This is a genomic window from Paeniglutamicibacter psychrophenolicus (genome assembly GCF_017876575.1).
Classification (GTDB): domain Bacteria; phylum Actinomycetota; class Actinomycetes; order Actinomycetales; family Micrococcaceae; genus Paeniglutamicibacter; species Paeniglutamicibacter psychrophenolicus.
The window spans coordinates 2,264,293-2,281,537 of sequence record NZ_JAGIOE010000001.1; the positions used below are offsets into that span (position 1 = coordinate 2,264,293).

General features: G+C 64.2%; 20 protein-coding genes. 11 read left to right on the plus strand and 9 right to left on the minus strand.

Annotated elements, in window-relative coordinates; genetic code table 11:
* The first annotated feature begins 249 nt into the window (after nucleotides 1-249).
* Together typA and JOF46_RS10275 are read left to right on the plus strand one after the other, a co-directional pair.
* Nucleotides 250-2,160: a translational GTPase TypA gene (typA, locus tag JOF46_RS10270; RefSeq protein ID WP_209907206.1), complete on the plus strand. Its 1,911-nt coding sequence runs from the start codon at nucleotides 250-252 to the stop codon at nucleotides 2,158-2,160.
* Nucleotides 2,141-2,581, plus strand: a complete 441-nt coding sequence (locus JOF46_RS10275) for a hypothetical protein (protein WP_209907207.1) — start codon at nucleotides 2,141-2,143, stop codon at nucleotides 2,579-2,581. The genes typA and JOF46_RS10275 overlap by 20 nt, the downstream gene beginning before the upstream one ends.
* 102 nt (nucleotides 2,582-2,683) lie before the next feature.
* Here the strand turns inward: JOF46_RS10275 and JOF46_RS10280 are convergent, their stop codons facing one another.
* Together JOF46_RS10280 and JOF46_RS10285 are read right to left on the minus strand one after the other, a co-directional pair.
* Nucleotides 2,684-3,178, minus strand: a complete 495-nt coding sequence (locus JOF46_RS10280; protein ID WP_209907208.1) for a helix-turn-helix domain-containing protein — start codon at nucleotides 3,176-3,178, stop codon at nucleotides 2,684-2,686.
* A 104-nt stretch (nucleotides 3,179-3,282) separates the two neighbouring features.
* On the minus strand, nucleotides 3,283-3,534 hold the full coding sequence (locus JOF46_RS10285) for a putative acetyltransferase (RefSeq protein ID WP_209907209.1): 252 nt from the start codon (nucleotides 3,532-3,534) through the stop codon (nucleotides 3,283-3,285).
* A 279-nt stretch (nucleotides 3,535-3,813) separates the two neighbouring features.
* On the opposite strand from JOF46_RS10285, the gene fdxA reads away from it, so the two are divergent.
* The 4 genes from fdxA to JOF46_RS10305 all read left to right on the plus strand — a co-directional run bounded on the left by fdxA (nucleotide 3,814) and on the right by JOF46_RS10305 (nucleotide 7,469).
* Nucleotides 3,814-4,137 (plus strand): ferredoxin, encoded by a 324-nt coding sequence (gene fdxA, locus JOF46_RS10290; protein ID WP_113764752.1) that lies wholly within the window; start codon nucleotides 3,814-3,816, stop codon nucleotides 4,135-4,137.
* An 11-nt stretch (nucleotides 4,138-4,148) separates the two neighbouring features.
* Nucleotides 4,149-5,261 (plus strand): succinyldiaminopimelate transaminase, encoded by a 1,113-nt coding sequence (dapC, locus tag JOF46_RS10295; protein WP_209907210.1) that lies wholly within the window; start codon nucleotides 4,149-4,151, stop codon nucleotides 5,259-5,261.
* Between the two features lie 99 nt (nucleotides 5,262-5,360).
* On the plus strand, nucleotides 5,361-6,644 hold the full coding sequence (locus JOF46_RS10300) for a citrate synthase (protein ID WP_209907211.1): 1,284 nt from the start codon (nucleotides 5,361-5,363) through the stop codon (nucleotides 6,642-6,644).
* A gap of 279 nt (nucleotides 6,645-6,923) precedes the next feature.
* Entirely contained in the window at nucleotides 6,924-7,469 is a 546-nt protein-coding gene (locus tag JOF46_RS10305; RefSeq protein ID WP_209907212.1) for a hypothetical protein, read from the plus strand.
* 34 nt (nucleotides 7,470-7,503) lie between these two features.
* On the opposite strand, the gene JOF46_RS10310 is transcribed toward JOF46_RS10305, so the two are convergent.
* Together JOF46_RS10310 and dapD are read right to left on the minus strand one after the other, a co-directional pair.
* Nucleotides 7,504-8,421, minus strand: a complete 918-nt coding sequence (locus JOF46_RS10310; RefSeq protein WP_209907213.1) for a hypothetical protein — start codon at nucleotides 8,419-8,421, stop codon at nucleotides 7,504-7,506.
* Entirely contained in the window at nucleotides 8,411-9,373 is a 963-nt protein-coding gene (gene dapD, locus JOF46_RS10315; RefSeq protein ID WP_209907214.1) for a 2,3,4,5-tetrahydropyridine-2,6-dicarboxylate N-succinyltransferase, read from the minus strand. Before dapD ends, JOF46_RS10310 begins: the two co-directional genes overlap by 11 nt.
* Nucleotides 9,374-9,410: 37 nt before the next feature.
* Between dapD and dapE the strand changes: the two genes are divergently transcribed.
* Nucleotides 9,411-10,562, plus strand: coding sequence for a succinyl-diaminopimelate desuccinylase (gene dapE, locus JOF46_RS10320; RefSeq protein WP_209911807.1), 1,152 nt, complete (start codon nucleotides 9,411-9,413; stop codon nucleotides 10,560-10,562).
* A 126-nt stretch (nucleotides 10,563-10,688) separates the two neighbouring features.
* On the opposite strand, the gene JOF46_RS10325 is transcribed toward dapE, so the two are convergent.
* From JOF46_RS10325 to JOF46_RS10340, 4 genes are all read right to left on the minus strand, one after another.
* Nucleotides 10,689-11,594 (minus strand): amino acid ABC transporter permease, encoded by a 906-nt coding sequence (locus tag JOF46_RS10325; RefSeq protein ID WP_209907215.1) that lies wholly within the window; start codon nucleotides 11,592-11,594, stop codon nucleotides 10,689-10,691.
* The gene (locus JOF46_RS10330; RefSeq protein ID WP_209907216.1) at nucleotides 11,591-12,271 is read right to left on the minus strand and encodes an amino acid ABC transporter permease; all 681 of its coding nucleotides are present in this window, start codon (nucleotides 12,269-12,271) and stop codon (nucleotides 11,591-11,593) included. Before JOF46_RS10330 ends, JOF46_RS10325 begins: the two co-directional genes overlap by 4 nt.
* Nucleotides 12,272-12,358: 87 nt before the next feature.
* Complete coding sequence (locus JOF46_RS10335) at nucleotides 12,359-13,186, minus strand: glutamate ABC transporter substrate-binding protein (RefSeq protein ID WP_209907217.1); 828 nt, start codon at nucleotides 13,184-13,186, stop codon at nucleotides 12,359-12,361.
* Between the two features lie 72 nt (nucleotides 13,187-13,258).
* Nucleotides 13,259-14,035: an amino acid ABC transporter ATP-binding protein gene (locus JOF46_RS10340; protein ID WP_245348080.1), complete on the minus strand. Its 777-nt coding sequence runs from the start codon at nucleotides 14,033-14,035 to the stop codon at nucleotides 13,259-13,261.
* A gap of 124 nt (nucleotides 14,036-14,159) precedes the next feature.
* Here JOF46_RS10340 and JOF46_RS10345 point away from each other — a divergent pair, with 124 nt between their 5' ends.
* The 3 genes from JOF46_RS10345 to JOF46_RS10355 all read left to right on the plus strand — a co-directional run bounded on the left by JOF46_RS10345 (nucleotide 14,160) and on the right by JOF46_RS10355 (nucleotide 15,623).
* Nucleotides 14,160-14,948 carry an LOG family protein gene (locus tag JOF46_RS10345; protein ID WP_209911809.1) on the plus strand — a complete coding sequence of 263 codons (789 nt, stop codon included), beginning with the start codon at nucleotides 14,160-14,162 and terminating at the stop codon, nucleotides 14,946-14,948.
* 48 nt (nucleotides 14,949-14,996) lie between these two features.
* Nucleotides 14,997-15,344, plus strand: coding sequence for a DivIVA domain-containing protein (locus JOF46_RS10350; RefSeq protein ID WP_209911810.1), 348 nt, complete (start codon nucleotides 14,997-14,999; stop codon nucleotides 15,342-15,344).
* A 111-nt stretch (nucleotides 15,345-15,455) separates the two neighbouring features.
* Nucleotides 15,456-15,623 (plus strand): DUF3117 domain-containing protein, encoded by a 168-nt coding sequence (locus JOF46_RS10355; protein WP_007269948.1) that lies wholly within the window; start codon nucleotides 15,456-15,458, stop codon nucleotides 15,621-15,623.
* A gap of 132 nt (nucleotides 15,624-15,755) precedes the next feature.
* On the opposite strand, the gene JOF46_RS10360 is transcribed toward JOF46_RS10355, so the two are convergent.
* Nucleotides 15,756-16,391 carry an O-methyltransferase gene (locus JOF46_RS10360; protein WP_209907218.1) on the minus strand — a complete coding sequence of 212 codons (636 nt, stop codon included), beginning with the start codon at nucleotides 16,389-16,391 and terminating at the stop codon, nucleotides 15,756-15,758.
* Between the two features lie 221 nt (nucleotides 16,392-16,612).
* On the opposite strand from JOF46_RS10360, the gene sigE reads away from it, so the two are divergent.
* Nucleotides 16,613-17,242, plus strand: coding sequence for an RNA polymerase sigma factor SigE (gene sigE / locus JOF46_RS10365; RefSeq protein WP_425355049.1), 630 nt, complete (start codon nucleotides 16,613-16,615; stop codon nucleotides 17,240-17,242).
* Nucleotides 17,243-17,245: the final 3 nt, after the last annotated feature.

Sequence of the window (17,245 nt, forward strand, 5' to 3'; positions counted from 1 at the left end):
CGGTTGCGGGTATCCCGCAGCCGCCCCCTTTCCGTCGGATCGGAGCACTTCTGGCCGCCCCGGCTTCGTGTCCGTGGCTGCAACGTTCCCGGGATGACGGGGCACAGCAGCGCTGCACGCAAATTTTTCCGCGTGAGATAAGGCACTTTTTACACCAGATTTCCCATTAGGACTAGAATGGTTAATTGGGTCAGTCGTGGCCCCGATCCCCGAGACCCAAAATTCTCTAGAAGAAGTGAGCCTTTTCGCATGTCAGATACCACCATCATTCGTCGTGAAGACCTGCGCAACGTTGCCATCGTTGCCCACGTCGACCACGGCAAGACCACCATGGTCAACGCAATGCTCCAGCAGACCGGTGCATTCGACAGCCACGGTGAAACCGAAGACCGCGTGATGGACTCTGGCGAGCTGGAACGCGAAAAGGGCATCACCATCCTGGCCAAGAACACCACCGTGTTCTACAACGGCCCGGCTGCCAACGGGCACAACATGACCATGAACATCATCGACACCCCGGGCCACGCCGACTTCGGCGGCGAGGTCGAGCGCGGCCTGTCCATGGTCGACGGCGTCGTGCTGCTCGTGGATGCCTCCGAAGGTCCGCTGCCGCAGACCCGCTTCGTGCTGCGCAAGGCGCTTGTCGCCGACCTGCCGGTCATCATCGTGGTCAACAAGACCGACCGCCCCGACGCCCGCATCGACGGCGTCATCTCCGACTCCATGGACCTGCTCCTGGGCCTGGCCTCGGACCTGGCCGACGAGGCGCCGGACCTGGACCTGGACAAGATCCTGAACGTCCCGATCGTCTTCGCCTCGGGCAAGGCCGGCTACGCCTCGGTCAACCAGCCTGCAGACGGCACCCTGCCGGACAACGAGGACCTCGAGCCGCTGTTCGAGACCATCATCAAGCACGTCCCGGCCCCGTCGTACACCGAAGGCGAAGTCCTTCAGGCACACGTCACCAACCTTGACGCCTCCCCGTTCCTGGGTCGCTTGGCACTGCTGCGTATCTTCAACGGCACGCTGCGCAAGGGCCAGCAGGTTGCATGGGCACGCCAGGACGGCGAGCTCAAGACCGTAAAGATCACCGAACTGCTGGCCACCAAGGGCCTGACCCGCGTTCCGGCCGAGTCCGCTGGACCGGGCGAGATCGTTGCAGTTGCAGGTATCGAAGACATCATGATCGGTGAAACCCTCACCGACATCGACAACCCGAAGCCGCTTCCGCTGATCACCGTTGACCCGCCGGCCATCTCGATGACCATCGGTATCAACACCTCGCCGCTGGCCGGCAAGGTCAAGGGCGCCAAGGTCACCGCACGCCAGGTCAAGGATCGCCTGGATCGCGAATTGATCGGTAACGTTTCGCTGAACATCCTGCCGACCGAGCGTCCGGATGCCTGGGAAGTCCAGGGCCGTGGCGAATTGGCCTTGGCCATCCTCGTTGAGCAGATGCGTCGCGAAGGCTTCGAACTGACCGTCGGCAAGCCGCAGGTTGTTACCAAGCAGATCGACGGCAAGCTGCACGAGCCGATGGAGCACATGACCATCGACGTACCCGAGGAATACCTCGGCGCCGTGACCCAGCTGATGGCAGCCCGCAAGGGCCGCATGACCAACATGGCCAACCACGGTACCGGCTGGTGCCGCATGGAATTCATGGTTCCGGCACGTGGCCTGATCGGCTTCCGCACCCGCTTCCTCACCGACACCCGCGGTGCAGGCATTGCCGCTTCGTTGGCCGAGGGCTACGAGCCATGGGCCGGTCCGATCGAATACCGCACCAACGGTTCGATCGTGGCTGACCGCTCCGGCGTCGTGACCCCGTTCGCGATGATCAAGCTCCAGGAGCGCATGTCCTTCTTCGTGGCGCCGACCTCCGAGGTGTACGAGGGCATGATCGTCGGCGAGAACTCACGCGCCGACGACATGGACGTGAACATCACGAGGGAAAAGCAGCTCACCAACATGCGTGCAGCTTCCTCGGACACCTTCGAGAACATGACCCCGCCGCGCAACCTGACCCTTGAAGAGTCCCTCGAATTCGCCCGTGAGGACGAATGCGTTGAGGTTACCCCGGAGGCAATCCGTATCCGTAAGCTCATCCTGAACGCCGGCGACCGCGCCAAGTCAAACCGTGCCCGGGCCAAGGCCTAACAAGGCCCAAGGCGCCGGCGCCTCGGCAATCGGCAGCGTCCTGGTCGCCCTGGCGGCCGGGGCGCTGGCCGCGGTGGTCGGCACGATCCTGCATGCCTCGCTGGGCTATATCGGCGACGTCCCGGTGCCGTGGGGTGCCGCCCTGGCCTTGCTCCTCACCGGAACCCTGACCTACTGGGTCGGCATGGTGCGGGGAAAGCTGTGGGTCAGCGCGCTGACCGGGCTGGCGACGTATGTGTTTGTCGCGTTGATCTCGACCGACCAGCACAACCAGATGATCGTCTCGACCCAGTTCTTCAAGATGTTGCCCGGCCCGGCATTGGCCGGCGGCATCTGGGTTTACGGCATCATCGTCCCGGTCATCGTGGCGATCCTGCTGGTCTCCCAGCAGTTGCGCCTTCTGGCACGATCCGGGCGCTGATTCGTCGGTTGGCCCGAACAACGCAGGAACCGGACATCGAATAAACAGCTTGGCCCCCGCAAGGTTTCTTGCGGGGGCCAAGCTGTTTTGTTTATGGGACGGCTACGCCGACTTCAGATCCAGGTGGTGGGCCAGGAAAAGCGAGGTGGCCACCCCGTCGGGCTCGGCATCGCGCATGGCGTAGTCCTCGATGACCGCGTGGATGCGCGCCAACATTTCCTTCTGCGTTCCTTCGCTGAGCTTCAGCCCCACCCGCATGACCTGGATCTCCTGCGGGGCCAGGCCGTCGATTTCCTGCAGGAACGTGTCCACCAGCAGGGGAGCGGCGTCGGGCAGCTTGGTGCCCCAGGAAAGCTTGGTGCTGCGGTATGGCACTTCCTTGGCCCCGCGGTTTCCCCGGCGGGTTTCCTCGGCCGCGAGGAAACCATTGGAGAGCAGCGTGCGCACATGGTGGAGCGATGTTGCCGGATTGATCTCCAGCAGGTCCGCTATTTCCTTGTTGGTACGAGATTCGTGCAAGCAAAGTCGCAAAATGCGTAGACGGAGCGGGGAGCTCAACGCCCGTGCACGGGCCTGTACCTCTTCATCTGTGGCCATGGAATCAGCATACGGGAAAATCCGCCACTGATTGAATCATTCAAATCACATGTCCGGGGACGGCCAATTCGCCGGGTTGGAGGGCCTGCGTGCAGCCTGCCGGCTCAGTCGCCGGGCGCGGCGCGCCTGCGCACCGGGGGCGGGGGAACCCGCTTGGCGTGGGTGATGGCCGCCCGGCTGACCTGCACATCCCCGGTACGGGTCTGCACCGTCACGCAGTGCTCGTCGATGCTCAGCAGGTATCCCAGCGCGTCACTCATCCGTTCGCCGGCCTGCCCTTGCTCACCGGGGGAGAGGCGATAGCGAAGGACCACGCGGGTGCCGGGGTCCAGGGAATCCAAGAAGTCCGTGCTCATGCACCAATCCTAGGTCCTGGGTCGCAGCACCGGGCGGTGACGCATTTCGTAAGATTTCCGGCGCAGGGGGACCCCGGGTGCCCGGGGGGCGACGCGGAACGTAAGAATCCATCGGCGGGGGAGTATTTGTGACCCGGACTGTGACGCGGAACGTAAGAATTCTCCGGTGGGGCAGCTGCTGCGGCATTCGGGGCAGGTCGGGACTAAGCTTGAGTCATGCATGTCTAGCCGCATGCAAATCACCGAACATTTCCGTAGTGAAGGAAGGCCCCGGGTACCGTGACCTACATCATCGCCCAGCCGTGCGTCGACGTCAAAGACAAGGCGTGCATCGAGGAATGCCCCGTGGATTGCATCTACGAAGGCGAACGCTCGCTGTACATCCACCCCGACGAATGCGTTGACTGCGGCGCCTGCGAACCGGTGTGCCCGGTCGAAGCCATCTACTACGAGGATGACGTCCCGGACCAGTGGGCGGAGTACTACAAGGCGAACGTCGAGTTCTTCGACGAGGTCGGTTCCCCTGGTGGAGCCGCGAAGCTCGGCAACATGGGCATCGACCACCCGATCATTTCCGCGCTTCCGCCGCAGGCCCAGGGCTGATCCGCGACACCATGCTGACGCTCCCTGACTACCCGTGGAACGCCCTTGCCCCCTACCTGGCACGTGCCGCCGAGCATGAAGGCGGGGCGGTGAACCTGTCCATCGGCACGCCGGTGGATCCCACCCCCGAGATCATCATGCGGGCCCTGCGCGATGGCGCAAACGCCCCGGGATATCCCACCACCCACGGCACGCCCGCGGTGCGCGAGGCCATCGTGAACTGGTTCGCGCGCCGGCGCGACGTGCACGGTCTGTCGAGCGACGATGTCATGCCGACGGTCGGCTCCAAGGAGCTGGTGGCCTGGCTGCCGCTGCTGCTGGGCCTGGGCGCCGGCGACCTGGTGGTCCGTCCGCGCGTCGCCTACCCCACCTACGACATCGGCGCGCAACTGGCCGGTGCGGACTCGATCGCCGCCGACTCGCTGGCCTCCCTCTCCGACGCGGACCGTGCACGGGTCAAGCTGGTCTGGGTCAACTCGCCCGGCAACCCCACGGGCATCATCCGCGGGGCCGAAGACCTCAAGGCACTGGTTGATGACGCGCGTTCACTCGGTGCCGTGGTGGCCTCCGACGAATGCTACGCGGAACTCGGTTGGGGCGAACACGAGGCCGGGGTGCCCAGCATCCTGCACGAGTCGGTCAGCGGCTCGGACCACGGCAACCTGCTGGCTGTGTACTCGCTGTCCAAGCAGTCGAACCTTGCCGGATACCGTGCAGCCTTCGTGGCAGGGGCACCGAACCTGATGCCCGCGTTGATCAACAACCGCAAGCATGCCGGGATGATCGTTCCGGCCCCGGTGCAGTCCGCCATGGTTGCCGCCCTGAACGACGACGAGCACGTCAAGGTGCAAAAAGACACATATCGGGCACGCCGGACGGCACTGGTTCCGGCCCTTGGCGCCTTCGGGCTGCGGATCGAGGATTCGGTGGGCGGACTGTACCTGTGGTGCACCGCGGACGAGGACTGCTGGAGGACCATTGGCAGGCTCGCCGATCTGGGCATCGTCGCGGGCCCGGGGGCCTTCTACGGAACCGCCGGAGAGAAGTTTGTGCGCATTGCACTGACAGAGAGCGACGAGCGGATTGCCAGCGCCGTTGATCGGCTTAATGCGGCAGCCCGATAGACAAACGTGACCAACGATTGGTGTCAAGAGCCTACTAAAAGGTAGCGTGACAGTGATTACTGACCATCGGACTCATCTGCATTCCGGTTAGGAGAGACAATGACGGAAAACAATTCTGCTCAGCTCAGCTTTGGCGGCAACAGCATCGAACTACCTGTTGTGCCCGCGGTAGAAGGCAACAACGGCTTTAACATCGCGCCGCTCTTGAAGGCGACGGGTGGCGTGACGTACGACCCCGGCTTCATGAACACGGCTGCGACCAAGTCCGCTATCACTTTCATCGACGGCGATGCGGGCATCCTGCGTTACCGCGGCTACCCCATCGAGCAGCTGGCCGAGAAGTCCAGCTTCCTCGAGACCAGCTACCTGCTGATCTACGGCAACCTTCCCTCGGCCACCGAGCTGGAGGCCTTCGACCAGAAGATCCGTCGCCACACGCTGCTGCACGAGGAGCTCAAGGGCTTCTTCGGCGGCTTCCCCCGCGATGCGCACCCGATGCCGGTGCTTTCCTCGGCCGTGACGGCCCTGTCGACCTGGTACCAGGACTCGCTGGATCCGTTCGACGAGGAGCAGGTCGAGCTCTCGACCATCCGCCTGCTGGCGAAGATGCCGGTGCTTGCCGCCTACGCCCACAAGAAGTCCATCGGCCAGGCACTGCTGTACCCGGACAACTCGATGAACCTGGTCGAGAACTTCATGCGTTTGAGCTTCGGCCTTGCCGCCGAGCCGTACGAGATGGACCCGGTCATCGTCAAGGCCCTGGACCAGCTGCTGATCCTGCACGCGGACCACGAGCAGAACTGCTCCACCTCCACGGTGCGCCTGGTGGGTTCCTCGAACGCCAACATGTTTGCCTCGGTCTCCGCGGGCATCAACGCGCTTTCCGGCCCCGCCCACGGCGGCGCCAACGAGGCTGTCCTGCAGATGTTGCGCCAGATCCAGTCCGAGGGGCTGAAGCCGGCGGACTTCATGGAGAAGGTCAAGAACAAGGAAGACGGCATCCGCCTGATGGGCTTCGGGCACCGCGTCTACAAGAACTACGACCCGCGCGCCAAGATCATCAAGTCGACGGCACACGAGATCCTCAACAAGCTCGGCGGCAACGACGAACTGCTGGACATCGCGATGTCCCTGGAAGAGCGCGCGCTCAGCGATGACTACTTCATCTCGCGCAAGCTCTACCCGAACGTGGACTTCTACACGGGCCTGATCTACAAGGCCATGGGCTTCCCGGAGAAGATGTTCACCGTCCTCTTCGCCATCGGGCGCCTGCCGGGCTGGATTGCCCAGTACCGCGAAATGCTGCAGGACCCCGAAATGAAGATCGGCCGTCCGCGCCAGCTCTTCGTCGGCGAAACCGAACGCAACTACCCGAACCGCTAAACCGCCAGCCCTCCCCGCGGGAATCGACATCCCGCGGGTCGTGGCGCACGACAGCGATCCCGAAGGGGGGTCGGTGTCGTGGAAGGAGACATCCTTCCACGACATCGGCCCCCCTTTGCCGTGCCGCGGGGCGGCTGCCCGATCCCCGGGTTTTCGGGCCAATTGTGCGGATTCGGGCTTATCCTTGAGATAGGCGAGTGAATGGAAAGAAACGAGTGTGCCCGCATGGTGCAGGATTCTGGATCCGGTTGGAAGGTTTCGGCTGATACCCACAAGGAGATGATGCTGGCACTGTACTTTCGGGACCTGGCGGCCATCGAACCGCTTGGAACGCCGTGCCTGGCTCCGCTGAGCCCCAAGGTCAAACCCGCTGCAGCGAGTGAACTGGCGGACCATTCGGCCGGGGAGCTGCGCCAGGAGTGGCAGAGCTGGTGGGAGAGCATCATTTCCAACACCCACCCGGTCATCGACATCCACGCGGAACCGGATTTCGCGGACTTCTCCGATTCCCCGAGCCTGCAGCACCTTCTGCGTGCCCATTACGGCAACGCCTACACCTGGACGCAGAACCGTCTGGGGGAGTACCAGGAGTTCTGCCTGGACAACACCAAGGAGCGCCTGGCGTTGGTGGCGCAGCTCTTTGCCGAGCGGGAGCTCGAAGGCAAGAACGTGTCGGACCTGCACCTGAAGCTGGTGGAGTTGCCGCTGGCCGAGCGCCGCGCCTGGTTCGTGGAGCCTGACACCGTGATCCTCAGCCAGGACCTGATGCGCGATGCGACGCTCTTCCGCAGCTACCTGCAGCCGATCATCGACATGTTGACCTAGCGCCCTGCCCGAAGATCTGGCTTCCTGCCCGAAGCTATTTTCCGGTGCCGGCCAGGGAAACCACGACGTACCCGTCGCTGGTTGCCGCGGGCACCCAGTGGCCCTCGGAGCGGTTCCACACCAGCCCGGCGTAGGAGACCGACTCGGTGTGCTGCTTGTCCGCGTTGGCCACGGCCCATTGGGCGATGGCCCAGCCCTGCTTCCCGCGCACCGGGATCCGCACCCGGTTCCCGCCCAGCACCTGCGCCGTCTTGCCCGTGGCCGCCTTCAGGTCCCCGGCCACGTCACGGGCCGACCCGGCGCCTTCGGCCGGGCGCAGCGTGCAATTCAGCGTCGAGGGCGAGGCCCCGGTCAACGCCGAGGCGAACGCCGCCGCCTTCTCCTCGTGCGGGGCGTAGGCCAGCGGGAACCCCGAGCGCTGCACGCGCTGCGCTGCGTCGGTGAGCGACATGGAGCCGTAGTCGAACGTCTCCAGCTCCTGGAAGAAGCGGTTGGCCGCGTACAGCGGGTCCATGACCTGGGCTTCGGTGCCCCAGCCCATCGAGGGTCGCTGCTGGAACAGGCCCCGGGAATCGGGTCCGGCATTGTCGCCGTAGTCGATGTTGGTGAGCTTGGATTCCTGCAGGGAGGTGGCGATGCCGATGGTCGCGGCCCGCGTGGGCATTGAGCGCCGGGTGGCCACCGCGGCGATCAGTGCCGCGTTCGAGGCCTGGTCCGGGCTCAGGGTGTGCAGCGTCGAACCCACCAGCGCGGTGCATTTTTGCCGCACCGCCGCGGTGTCCAGTCCGATGAAGTTCACCGCCGCGTAGAGCCCGCCGCCAATCAGCCCGATGGCCAGGGTCAACGCGAGCAGCGTGCGGCCCCAGCGGCGCGGCCCGCGGTGCCGTCCGTGCTGCTCCTGCACCTGCCCCGAGCCCAGCGAGAGCACGCGTTGGTGTGCATCAATTGGCATGCAGGATGCTATTCAATTCAACGTGTTGGCCTGCGCGCGGCAGCGCCTCCACGGCCCCGGAAATCGAGTTGCGGCGGAAGAGCAGGTTGGGCACGCCGGAGAGTTCCACGGCCTTGACCACGCTGTCTCCGAGCTGGACCCGGGTGCCGGCGGTGACGTACAGCCCGGCCTCCACCACCGAGTCGTCGCCGATGGAGATGCCCACGCCCGAGTTGGCGCCCAGCAGCACGCGCTGGCCAATGGTGATGCGCTGCTTGCCGCCGCCGGAGAGCGTGCCCATGATCGAGGCGCCGCCGCCCACATCGGACCCGTCGCCGACCACGACCGAGGAGGAGATGCGCCCCTCGACCATGGAGTGGCCCAGGGTGCCGGCGTTGAAGTTCACGAAGCCCTCGTGCATGACGGTGGTGCCCTCGGCCAGGTGCGCGCCCAGGCGCACCCGCCCGCCATCGGCGATGCGCACACCGGAGGGCACGACGTAGTCGAGCATCCGGGGGAACTTGTCCACCCCGTAGACCGTCAGCGTGCCGCGGGAGCGCAGCCTCAGGCGGGTGGTTTCGAAGTTGCCCACGGCGCAGGGCCCGAAGTTGGTCCACACGACGTTTTGCAGCAGGCCGAAGGCCCCGTCGAGGTTGACGTTGTTCGGCGCCACCAGGCGGTGGGAGAGCAGGTGCAGGCGCAGCCAGACATCAGGTGCGTCCGCGGGGGCCACATCGAGGTTGATCTCCAGCGCGATGACCGACTGGGTGGTGCCGCGCTCCAAGTCGTCGCGGGCGGCGGCGGCGAGGTCGCCGGAGACCTGCGCGGCGTCCTCGAGGACTGCCAGCACCGGATGGGGGAACCAGACGTCCAGCACCGCGCCGTCGGTTCCGTAGGTGGCCAGGCCGTGGGCCGAGGCGATCCTGAGGTCCTGGGTGGAAGCATGCGTCAGTCTGGTGTCTACCGGAGTCATGAATCAATCCTAGCGCGGGCGCCGGTACTAATCTTGGATTGTGCACAGCAAACCCAGCCCCGCTTCCGCCATCCGCCCCGCCGCGCCCCTCGAACTGGACCTGCGGGGGGACGTGGCCGACCTGACCGCCCGCCTGATGGACATCGAGTCGGTTTCCGGCAACGAGGGCCCCCTGGCCGACGCCATCGAATCGGCCCTGCGCAATCTCCCGCACCTGGTGCTGCACCGGGACGGGGATGCGATCGTGGCCCGCACCATGCTCGGCCACCCCGAGCGGGTGGTGCTGGCCGGGCACCTGGACACCGTGCCGCTGCCCACCACGCCCGGGGCGCGCGGAACCGTGCCGGTCAGCTGGGAGGGCGAGACGCTCTACGGGCGCGGGGCCACAGACATGAAGGGCGGGGTCGCTGTCCAGCTGGCGCTGGCGGCCACCCTGGAAAACCCCAACCGGGACGTCACCTTCATCTTCTACGACCACGAAGAGGTCGAGGGCTCCAAGTCGGGCCTGGGCCGGCTGTTCCGCAGCAGCCCGGAACTGCTGGCCGGGGACTTCGCGATCCTGCTCGAGCCCACCCACGGGACGGTGGAGGGCGGTTGCAACGGCACCAGCCGCTACAAGGTGCGCACCCGCGGCGTCGCGGCGCACTCGGCCCGCGCCTGGATGGGCGAGAACGCCATCCACGCGGCGGCGCCCATCCTGCGCATCCTGGCCGACTACAGCCCCAAGACCGTGGACGTGGACGGGCTGGCCTACCGCGAATCGCTCAACGCCGTGCGCATCAGCGGGGGCATCGCCGGGAACGTGATCCCCGATTACTGCGAGGTCGAGGTCAACTACCGCTTTGCCCCGGACAAGGACGTGGCGGCCGCCGAGGCCCACGTCTTCGAGCTGTTCAAGGACTTCGAGATCATCCGCACCGACGGCGCGCCCGGCGCTCGGCCCGGGCTGCAGCACCCGGCAGCGGCCTCCTTCGTGGCGGCCGTGGGCCGGGAACCGAAGCCGAAGTTCGGGTGGACCGACGTCGCGCGCTTTTCCGAGCTGGGGATCCCCGCGGTGAACTTCGGACCGGGCGATGCGCTGCTGGCGCATTCCGACGACGAACACGTCACCCGCGCGGCCATCCACGAGTGCCTGGCCGCATTGGAACTCTGGCTGGGCGGGAAACCGGCCACCGGCGAGGGGTCGTAGCGCAGGCGCCCGCAGGGGTGGACAAGCAAAAGGGCCGGGCGGCAGTCGGGGCCTCGTGGAATACGAGGTCGACTGCCACCCGGCCCTTGGCCGTTCCGCACAGGCGCGGAGCCCGGATAACCGGGATCAACCCTTGGGGTTGCCGCCCGGAACCGTGGTGTTCAAATCAGCGACCACAACGGGCACCGCTGGGTCCAGCGGCTTGCCGGCACTGATGCCGCGGCTGCTGAGCCGGCCCGCCACCAAGGTGGCCAACCTCGAGAGCCCGAAGTTGATCAGGATGAAGATGACGGCAACAACCACCAGCGCCTGCAGCACGTTCGCGTTGCCGGTGCCGATGAGCTTGCCGTTGAATAGCAGTTCGTTGAAATTGATAATGTACCCCAGTGCGGAGTCCTTCAAGATGACCACGAACTGGCCGATCAGCGCGGGAAGCATCGCAATGAGCGCCTGCGGGATCTCGATGTTGCGCAGCGACTGCCCGCGTGTCAGGCCGATGGCGATGCCTGCCTCGCGCTGGCCCTTGGGCAGGCCGAAGACGCCGGAGCGGATCAGCTCTGCAACCACCGAGCCGTTGTACAGGGTCAGTCCCACGACCACTGCTACGAACGGGGCATCGCTGGGTTGCACGATCCCCGAGCGGGCAAGGATGATCCACAGGAAGATCATCATCAGCAGCACCGGCACGGCGCGGAAGAATTCCACGACGATCGAGCTGATCCAGTTGATGACCTTGTTGGTGGACAGGCGCCCGATGCCGAAGATGAACCCGAAGAGCATCGAGGTGACGATGGCGACGGCTGCCGCCCTGAGGGTGTTAAGCAGGCCCGGGAGCAGATAGTTCTCCCAGATGGAACCCTTGCCAAACACGACCCACTTTTCGGCCGCCAGCTGCCCGGCGTCGTTCATGACCTTGTAGAGGTAGTAGACCAGGGCGAGGGCAATCAGCACGCCAATGATGTTGACGATGACGACGCGGCGACGGGCCTTGGGGCCCGGGGCGTCGAAAAGGACCGATTCGGAGACTTTCATCGTGCCACCGCCAACTTCTTGGATAGGTAGGTGGTCAGCACTCCGACGGGGATCACGACGATCACGAAGAACACGGCGATGGTGAGGAAGATCAGGATTCCGACATCTGCGCGGAACTCAAGCATGGTCTTCATGAGTCCGGAGATCTCGGCCACCGACCCGGCCACTGCGACCGTGGTGTTCTTGATCAAGGCGATCAGCACGTTGCCCAGCGGGGCGATGGCCCCGCGGAAGGCCTGCGGCAAGATGACCATGCGGGCAGCGGGAAGGAAGCTCAGTCCGATGGCCCGTGCTGCTTCCGCCTGCCCCAAGGGCACGGTGTTGACGCCGGAGCGGATGGCTTCGCAGACGAATGCCGAGTGGTAGATCGTCAAGCCAACGATGGCGATCTGGAAGAAGTTGAGATTGAAATCCGAGCTGAACTGGACCTTGAAAACGCCAAAGAGCACCAGCACGCCAAAGGTCATGATGATGGTCAGCGGGGTGTTTCGGAAGATGTTCACGTATGAGGTCCCGAATGCACGGAAGCTTGGCACCGGCGAAATACGCATCAGTGCCAGGATCGTGCCCAGGACCAACGACCCGATGGCTGCCCAAAATGTCAGCTGCAGGTTGCCCCAGAAGGCGGACATCATTTGTCCGCCGTATTCATCCCATAGGGAAAGGTAGCCTTGCACGGCTTACTCCTTTAGGGTGCGGTTGGTGGAGGACCCACCCGGCACGAATTGCGTGCCGGATGGGTCCGATGAAGAAACGGTCAACGACTAAGCGCAGGGCTCGGGCGTCGGAGGGTTCAGCTTGGCATTCGGGGTGTAGCCGGTGCCCTCCGTGTTGGCCTTGAGCGACTTCTCCCACTCGCCGGAGCTGACCATCTTCTCGATGGCCTTGTTGATGTCGGCGCAGGTGGTGGCTTCCTTGTTCAGGCCAACACCGTACTTCTCCTCGGAGAAGGTGTTGCCCACGACCTTGAACTTGCCCTTGTTTGCGGGGGTTGCTGCAAGGCCGGCGAGGATGATGTCATCGGTGGTGACGGCGTCGATGCCGCCGGTCTCCAGCAGGCCGAGGCAGTCGGCGTAGCCGCCCTGCTCAACGAGGGCGACACCGGGGTAGGAATCGGAGACCTTCTTTGCCGAGGTCGAACCGGTCACCGAGCAAAGCTTCTTGCCCTTCAGGGTGTCCGGGCCGGTGATGGACGTGTCGTCCTGGCGGACCAGCAGGTCCTGGCCTGCAACGAAGTACGGGCCGGCGAATGCCACTCGCTCCTTGCGGGCATCGGTGATCGAGTAGGTTGCGAAGATCATGTCGACCTGCTTGGTCTCCAGCAGGGTTTCGCGGTTCGCCGACGGTGCGGAGATCCATTCGATCTTGTCTTCCTTGAAGCCAAGTTCGTTGGCGACGTACTTGGCGACATCAACGTCGAAGCCGGTGTACTTGTCGCCGTCCTTGAACCCGAGGCCCGGCTGGTCGAACTTGATGCCGATCTTGACAGTGTCGCCGCCGCCGGTGTCTCCGCCGGAACCGCCGCAGCCGGTCAGGGCCAACGCCGCGGCCGCGGCCATTGCTGCAATTGCTGAAATGCGAGACTTACGCATCGTTTCTCCTTGTTTGGTCAAGGATGAGAGCGAGTTTCTCATCCATCGAGCACGAAATGTCCGTGGGTGGCCCTAGTTCGTGATGAGCTTGCCAAGGAAGTCCTTGGCGCGGGCACTCTGGGGGTTCGTAAAGAACTGGTCGGGCGTGGCTTCTTCAACAATCTGGCCATCGGCCATGAAGATCACGCGGTCGGCGGCCTTGCGGGCGAATCCCATCTCGTGGGTCACCACGATCATGGTCATGCCTTCCTTGGCCAGGCCGACCATGGTGTCGAGTACCTCGTTGATCATTTCCGGGTCCAATGCGGAGGTCGGCTCGTCAAAGAGCATGACCTTCGGACGCATGGCCAGGGCGCGGGCAATGGCAACGCGTTGCTGCTGGCCGCCGGAGAGCTGCGCCGGAAGCTTGTCCTTCTGGTTGGCAACACCAACCCGCTCCAGGAGAGCGAGGGCGAGCTTGTCGGCTTCGGACTTCTTCATCCCCTTGGCCTTGATCGGGCCGAGGGTAACGTTTTCCAAAATCGTTTTGTGTGCAAAAAGGTTAAACGACTGGAAAACCATGCCGACATCGGCACGGAGTTTGGCCAGCATTTTCCCTTCTTCGGGCAACACCTTTCCATCGATCTCAATGGTTCCGGTGTCGATGGTTTCCAGGCGGTTGATGGTGCGGCATAGGGTCGATTTGCCCGAGCCCGAGGGGCCCAGAACCACGACGACCTCACCCTTGGTGACTTCAAGGTTGATGTTCTGCAGAACATGGAGTTGGCCATAGTGCTTGTTCACTGCGGATAGCCTGACGATAGGAGTCAGGTCCGACTTAGCGCTATTCGAGTGGGAATCGGTGCTCATGACATGAACCCTATCCGAAGTGACGCGCTTCACGGCGACATTTTGGCCAGTCGATGCCAAATCTTTGCCTAAACGCGCCGTGACGCGGCCAGTGGGACCGGGTATTGCCGATACAGTGGAGGGCATGCAACGCCAGAATTCGCAATCCAAGAACTTCGATTCCCTTCCGGATCCCGCACGCAGGAAGGGCTCGGTTGTCCTGCGCCGGGCACAGGCGAAAACCGAGCAATCCGACGCCTACTTGCTTGATACCCGCGAAAACCAGGATTTCACCCATTCCGACCCTTGGCGGGTGCTGCGCATCCAGAGCGAATTCGTTGAGGGGTTCGGCGCGCTTGCCGGGTTGGGGCCGGCCATCAGCGTGTTCGGTTCAGCCCGCACGCCGCGTGGATCCGAACGGTACATCCAGGCCGAGAAGATCGGTGAACTCATTGCTGCCGCCGGGGTTGCAGTGATCACCGGCGGCGGACCCGGGGCCATGGAAGCCGCGAACAAGGGCGCCGTGGCTGCCGGTGGGATCTCCGTCGGATTGGGCATCGAGCTCCCCTTTGAAACAGGTCTCAACGAGTGGGTGGACCTTGGAATCAATTTCCGGTATTTCTTTGCCAGAAAGACGATGTTCGTCAAGTACTCGCAAGGATTCATCGTCCTGCCCGGCGGCTACGGAACGTTGGACGAACTCTTCGAGGCGCTGACCCTGGTCCAAACGGAAAAGGTCACGGGATTCCCGATTGTTTTGGTGGGCACCTCCTATTGGGGTCCGCTTCTTGAATGGCTGAGAAACACCGTTGCCGAAGAGGGCGCAATATCGGTTTCGGACATTGACTTGATCCACATCACCGACGATATCGAAGAAGCAGTGGATATCGTGGTCAATTCCGCCCGCCCCAATGGGTTTATCGCTGCCGAATAAAACCCGACAGATTCATTCCCCGCACCGAAGGAGTCCAAGTTGGTGTACATGTTGCTGGTGGTCGCCATCGTAATACTCGGTGCCGGGGTGTGCCTCGGAGTTGGTACCAAACGCAGCCGCACCAGCCAGGACGGACGCCGTTTCGAACCGATTCGTGGTCCGCTCCAGGGGCTGGTGGAGCCCGTTGCCAGCTTGCCTCCGGTGCTCCTTCCCGCGCGCCCAAGCGCCGAGGACGTCGACTCGGTGAATTTCTCGCTGGGTCTGCGTGGGTACCGCTGCGACCAAGTCGACGAGGTCCTCGATGCGCTTTCGGCCGAGATTGGCAGGTTGCATGAGGTCATCGCGGCACACGGAAAAGACCCTGTGATTAGCAACACGAGCCATTCTTCGGAATAATAGGACGTAGCAAGTTGAAAGCGGATCACTAACGTCATGATTCGCCGATTAACTCACCACTGGGTGAAGGACCTAAAAACCCTTTACCTCAAATGAAAGGGAACAGCGCTAATGGCTGCGATGAAACCACGTACCGGGGATGGTCCGATGGAAGTCACAAAGGAAGGCCGTAGCCTGATCATGCGCGTACCGATTGACGGTGGCGGACGTCTGGTTGTCGAGCTGAATGCCGACGAGGCCGCCGAGCTGCGCGAATGCTTGGTAGGTGCCACCGAGTAGTACTCGGTGTCGAAATGCCGCGGGGCGGGACTTGGCCAGAGAGGCCCGGTGCCCGCCCCGCGGTGTGTCATGGGCCGGACGCAGCCTGGCGATGATGGAACCCCGGTGGTGTTTCAGGCCGCAGGGGTCAAGCTAGCCCACGCGGGCCGCGATCTGCAGGCCCAGTCCCGTGGGGACCAGCGTGGAGACGAATCGTTCATCCTCACGCAGCATGCGGGTCGCATTGCGCGTGGCCACGGTGCTGGGCTGGCGCACGGCCGGCTTGGGGACGCGATGCTGGTCGAAGGCGTCGTGCATGATGACCATCCCGCCGGTCTTGACCAGGCGAATGGCCTGGGTGACGTACTCGAGCAGATGCGTCTTGTCTGCATCGATGAACACCAGGTCGTAGGCGCCGTCGGTGAGCCTGGGCAGCACGGCCTGGGCCCGGCCGGAAATGGCGCGGGTGCGCGAACCGTCGATTCCCGCGTCATGGAATGCCTCGCGGGCCGCGGCCAGGTGGTCGACATCGATGTCGATGGTGGTCAATGCGGACTGCTTTCCCGCGCCGCGCAGCAGGCTGGTGCCCGACACGCCGACTCCCGTCCCGATTTCCACGATGTTCCGGGCCCCTGAGACGGCGGCCAGGACCGTGAGAAAACCGGCGGTGGCCGAACCCACCGATTCGACCCCCAGCTCGCGCCCGCGTTCGCGGGCCCGCTCGAGCACCGCATCCTCCTGGGCCTGGGCCTGTGCGTATGTCCAGCTGCTAAAGATGTCCAGGTTCATGGTTGTGCAGCAAATCCTTTGCGGTGCAAGAGTGTTAGATGAGCGGGCGGCTCGCCCGGCGACCGGCAGCGGAACCGATCGCGTCGGAGGGAAAGCCCCGCGCCCATCTTATCCCCGTGCGGTTATCCCCGTGTGGGTGACCCTGCCGGGGACGCCAAACCAAAGTGGGGGCACAGGCCGCTTTCAGCTTCTGCTCAGGAGCCTGCGCGAGACTTGTTGTCGTGAACGCATCGAATCTGTCCGTGACCAGCGACGTACGCTCCCTTGATGAGCCTGCGGAGCACACGGTGCCCAGCTGGGACGAAATCGTCAGGGACCATTCGCCGCGGGTATACCGCCTGGCCTACCGGCTGACCGGCAACCGGCAGGACGCCGAGGACCTGGCCCAGGAGACCTTTGTCAGGGTCTTCCGCTCCCTGCACACCTTCACCCCCGGCACCATCGGCGGCTGGCTCCACCGCATCACCACGAACCTGTTCCTGGACCAGGCCCGCCGCAAGTCCCGGATCCGCTTTGACGGACTGGCCGAGGACGCGGAAGCCAAGATCCCCGGGACCGCACCGGGCCCGGAACGCAGTTTTGAATACAACAACCTGGATGTCGACGTGCAGGCGGCGCTCGAAGCGCTGGGCCCCGAATTCCGGGCGGCCGTGGTCCTGTGCGATCTGGAGGGCCTGTCCTACGAAGAGGTCTCCGAGGCGCTGAACGTGAAGCTTGGCACGGTTCGTTCTCGCATCCACCGCGGGCGGGGAATGCTCCGCGAGAAGCTGGCCCACCGCAACCCCGCCGCCAGGCAGCCTGCAACGATGACGTTGCCCAAGATTCGGCGGACGATCCCGGGAGTGCGCTAGGGC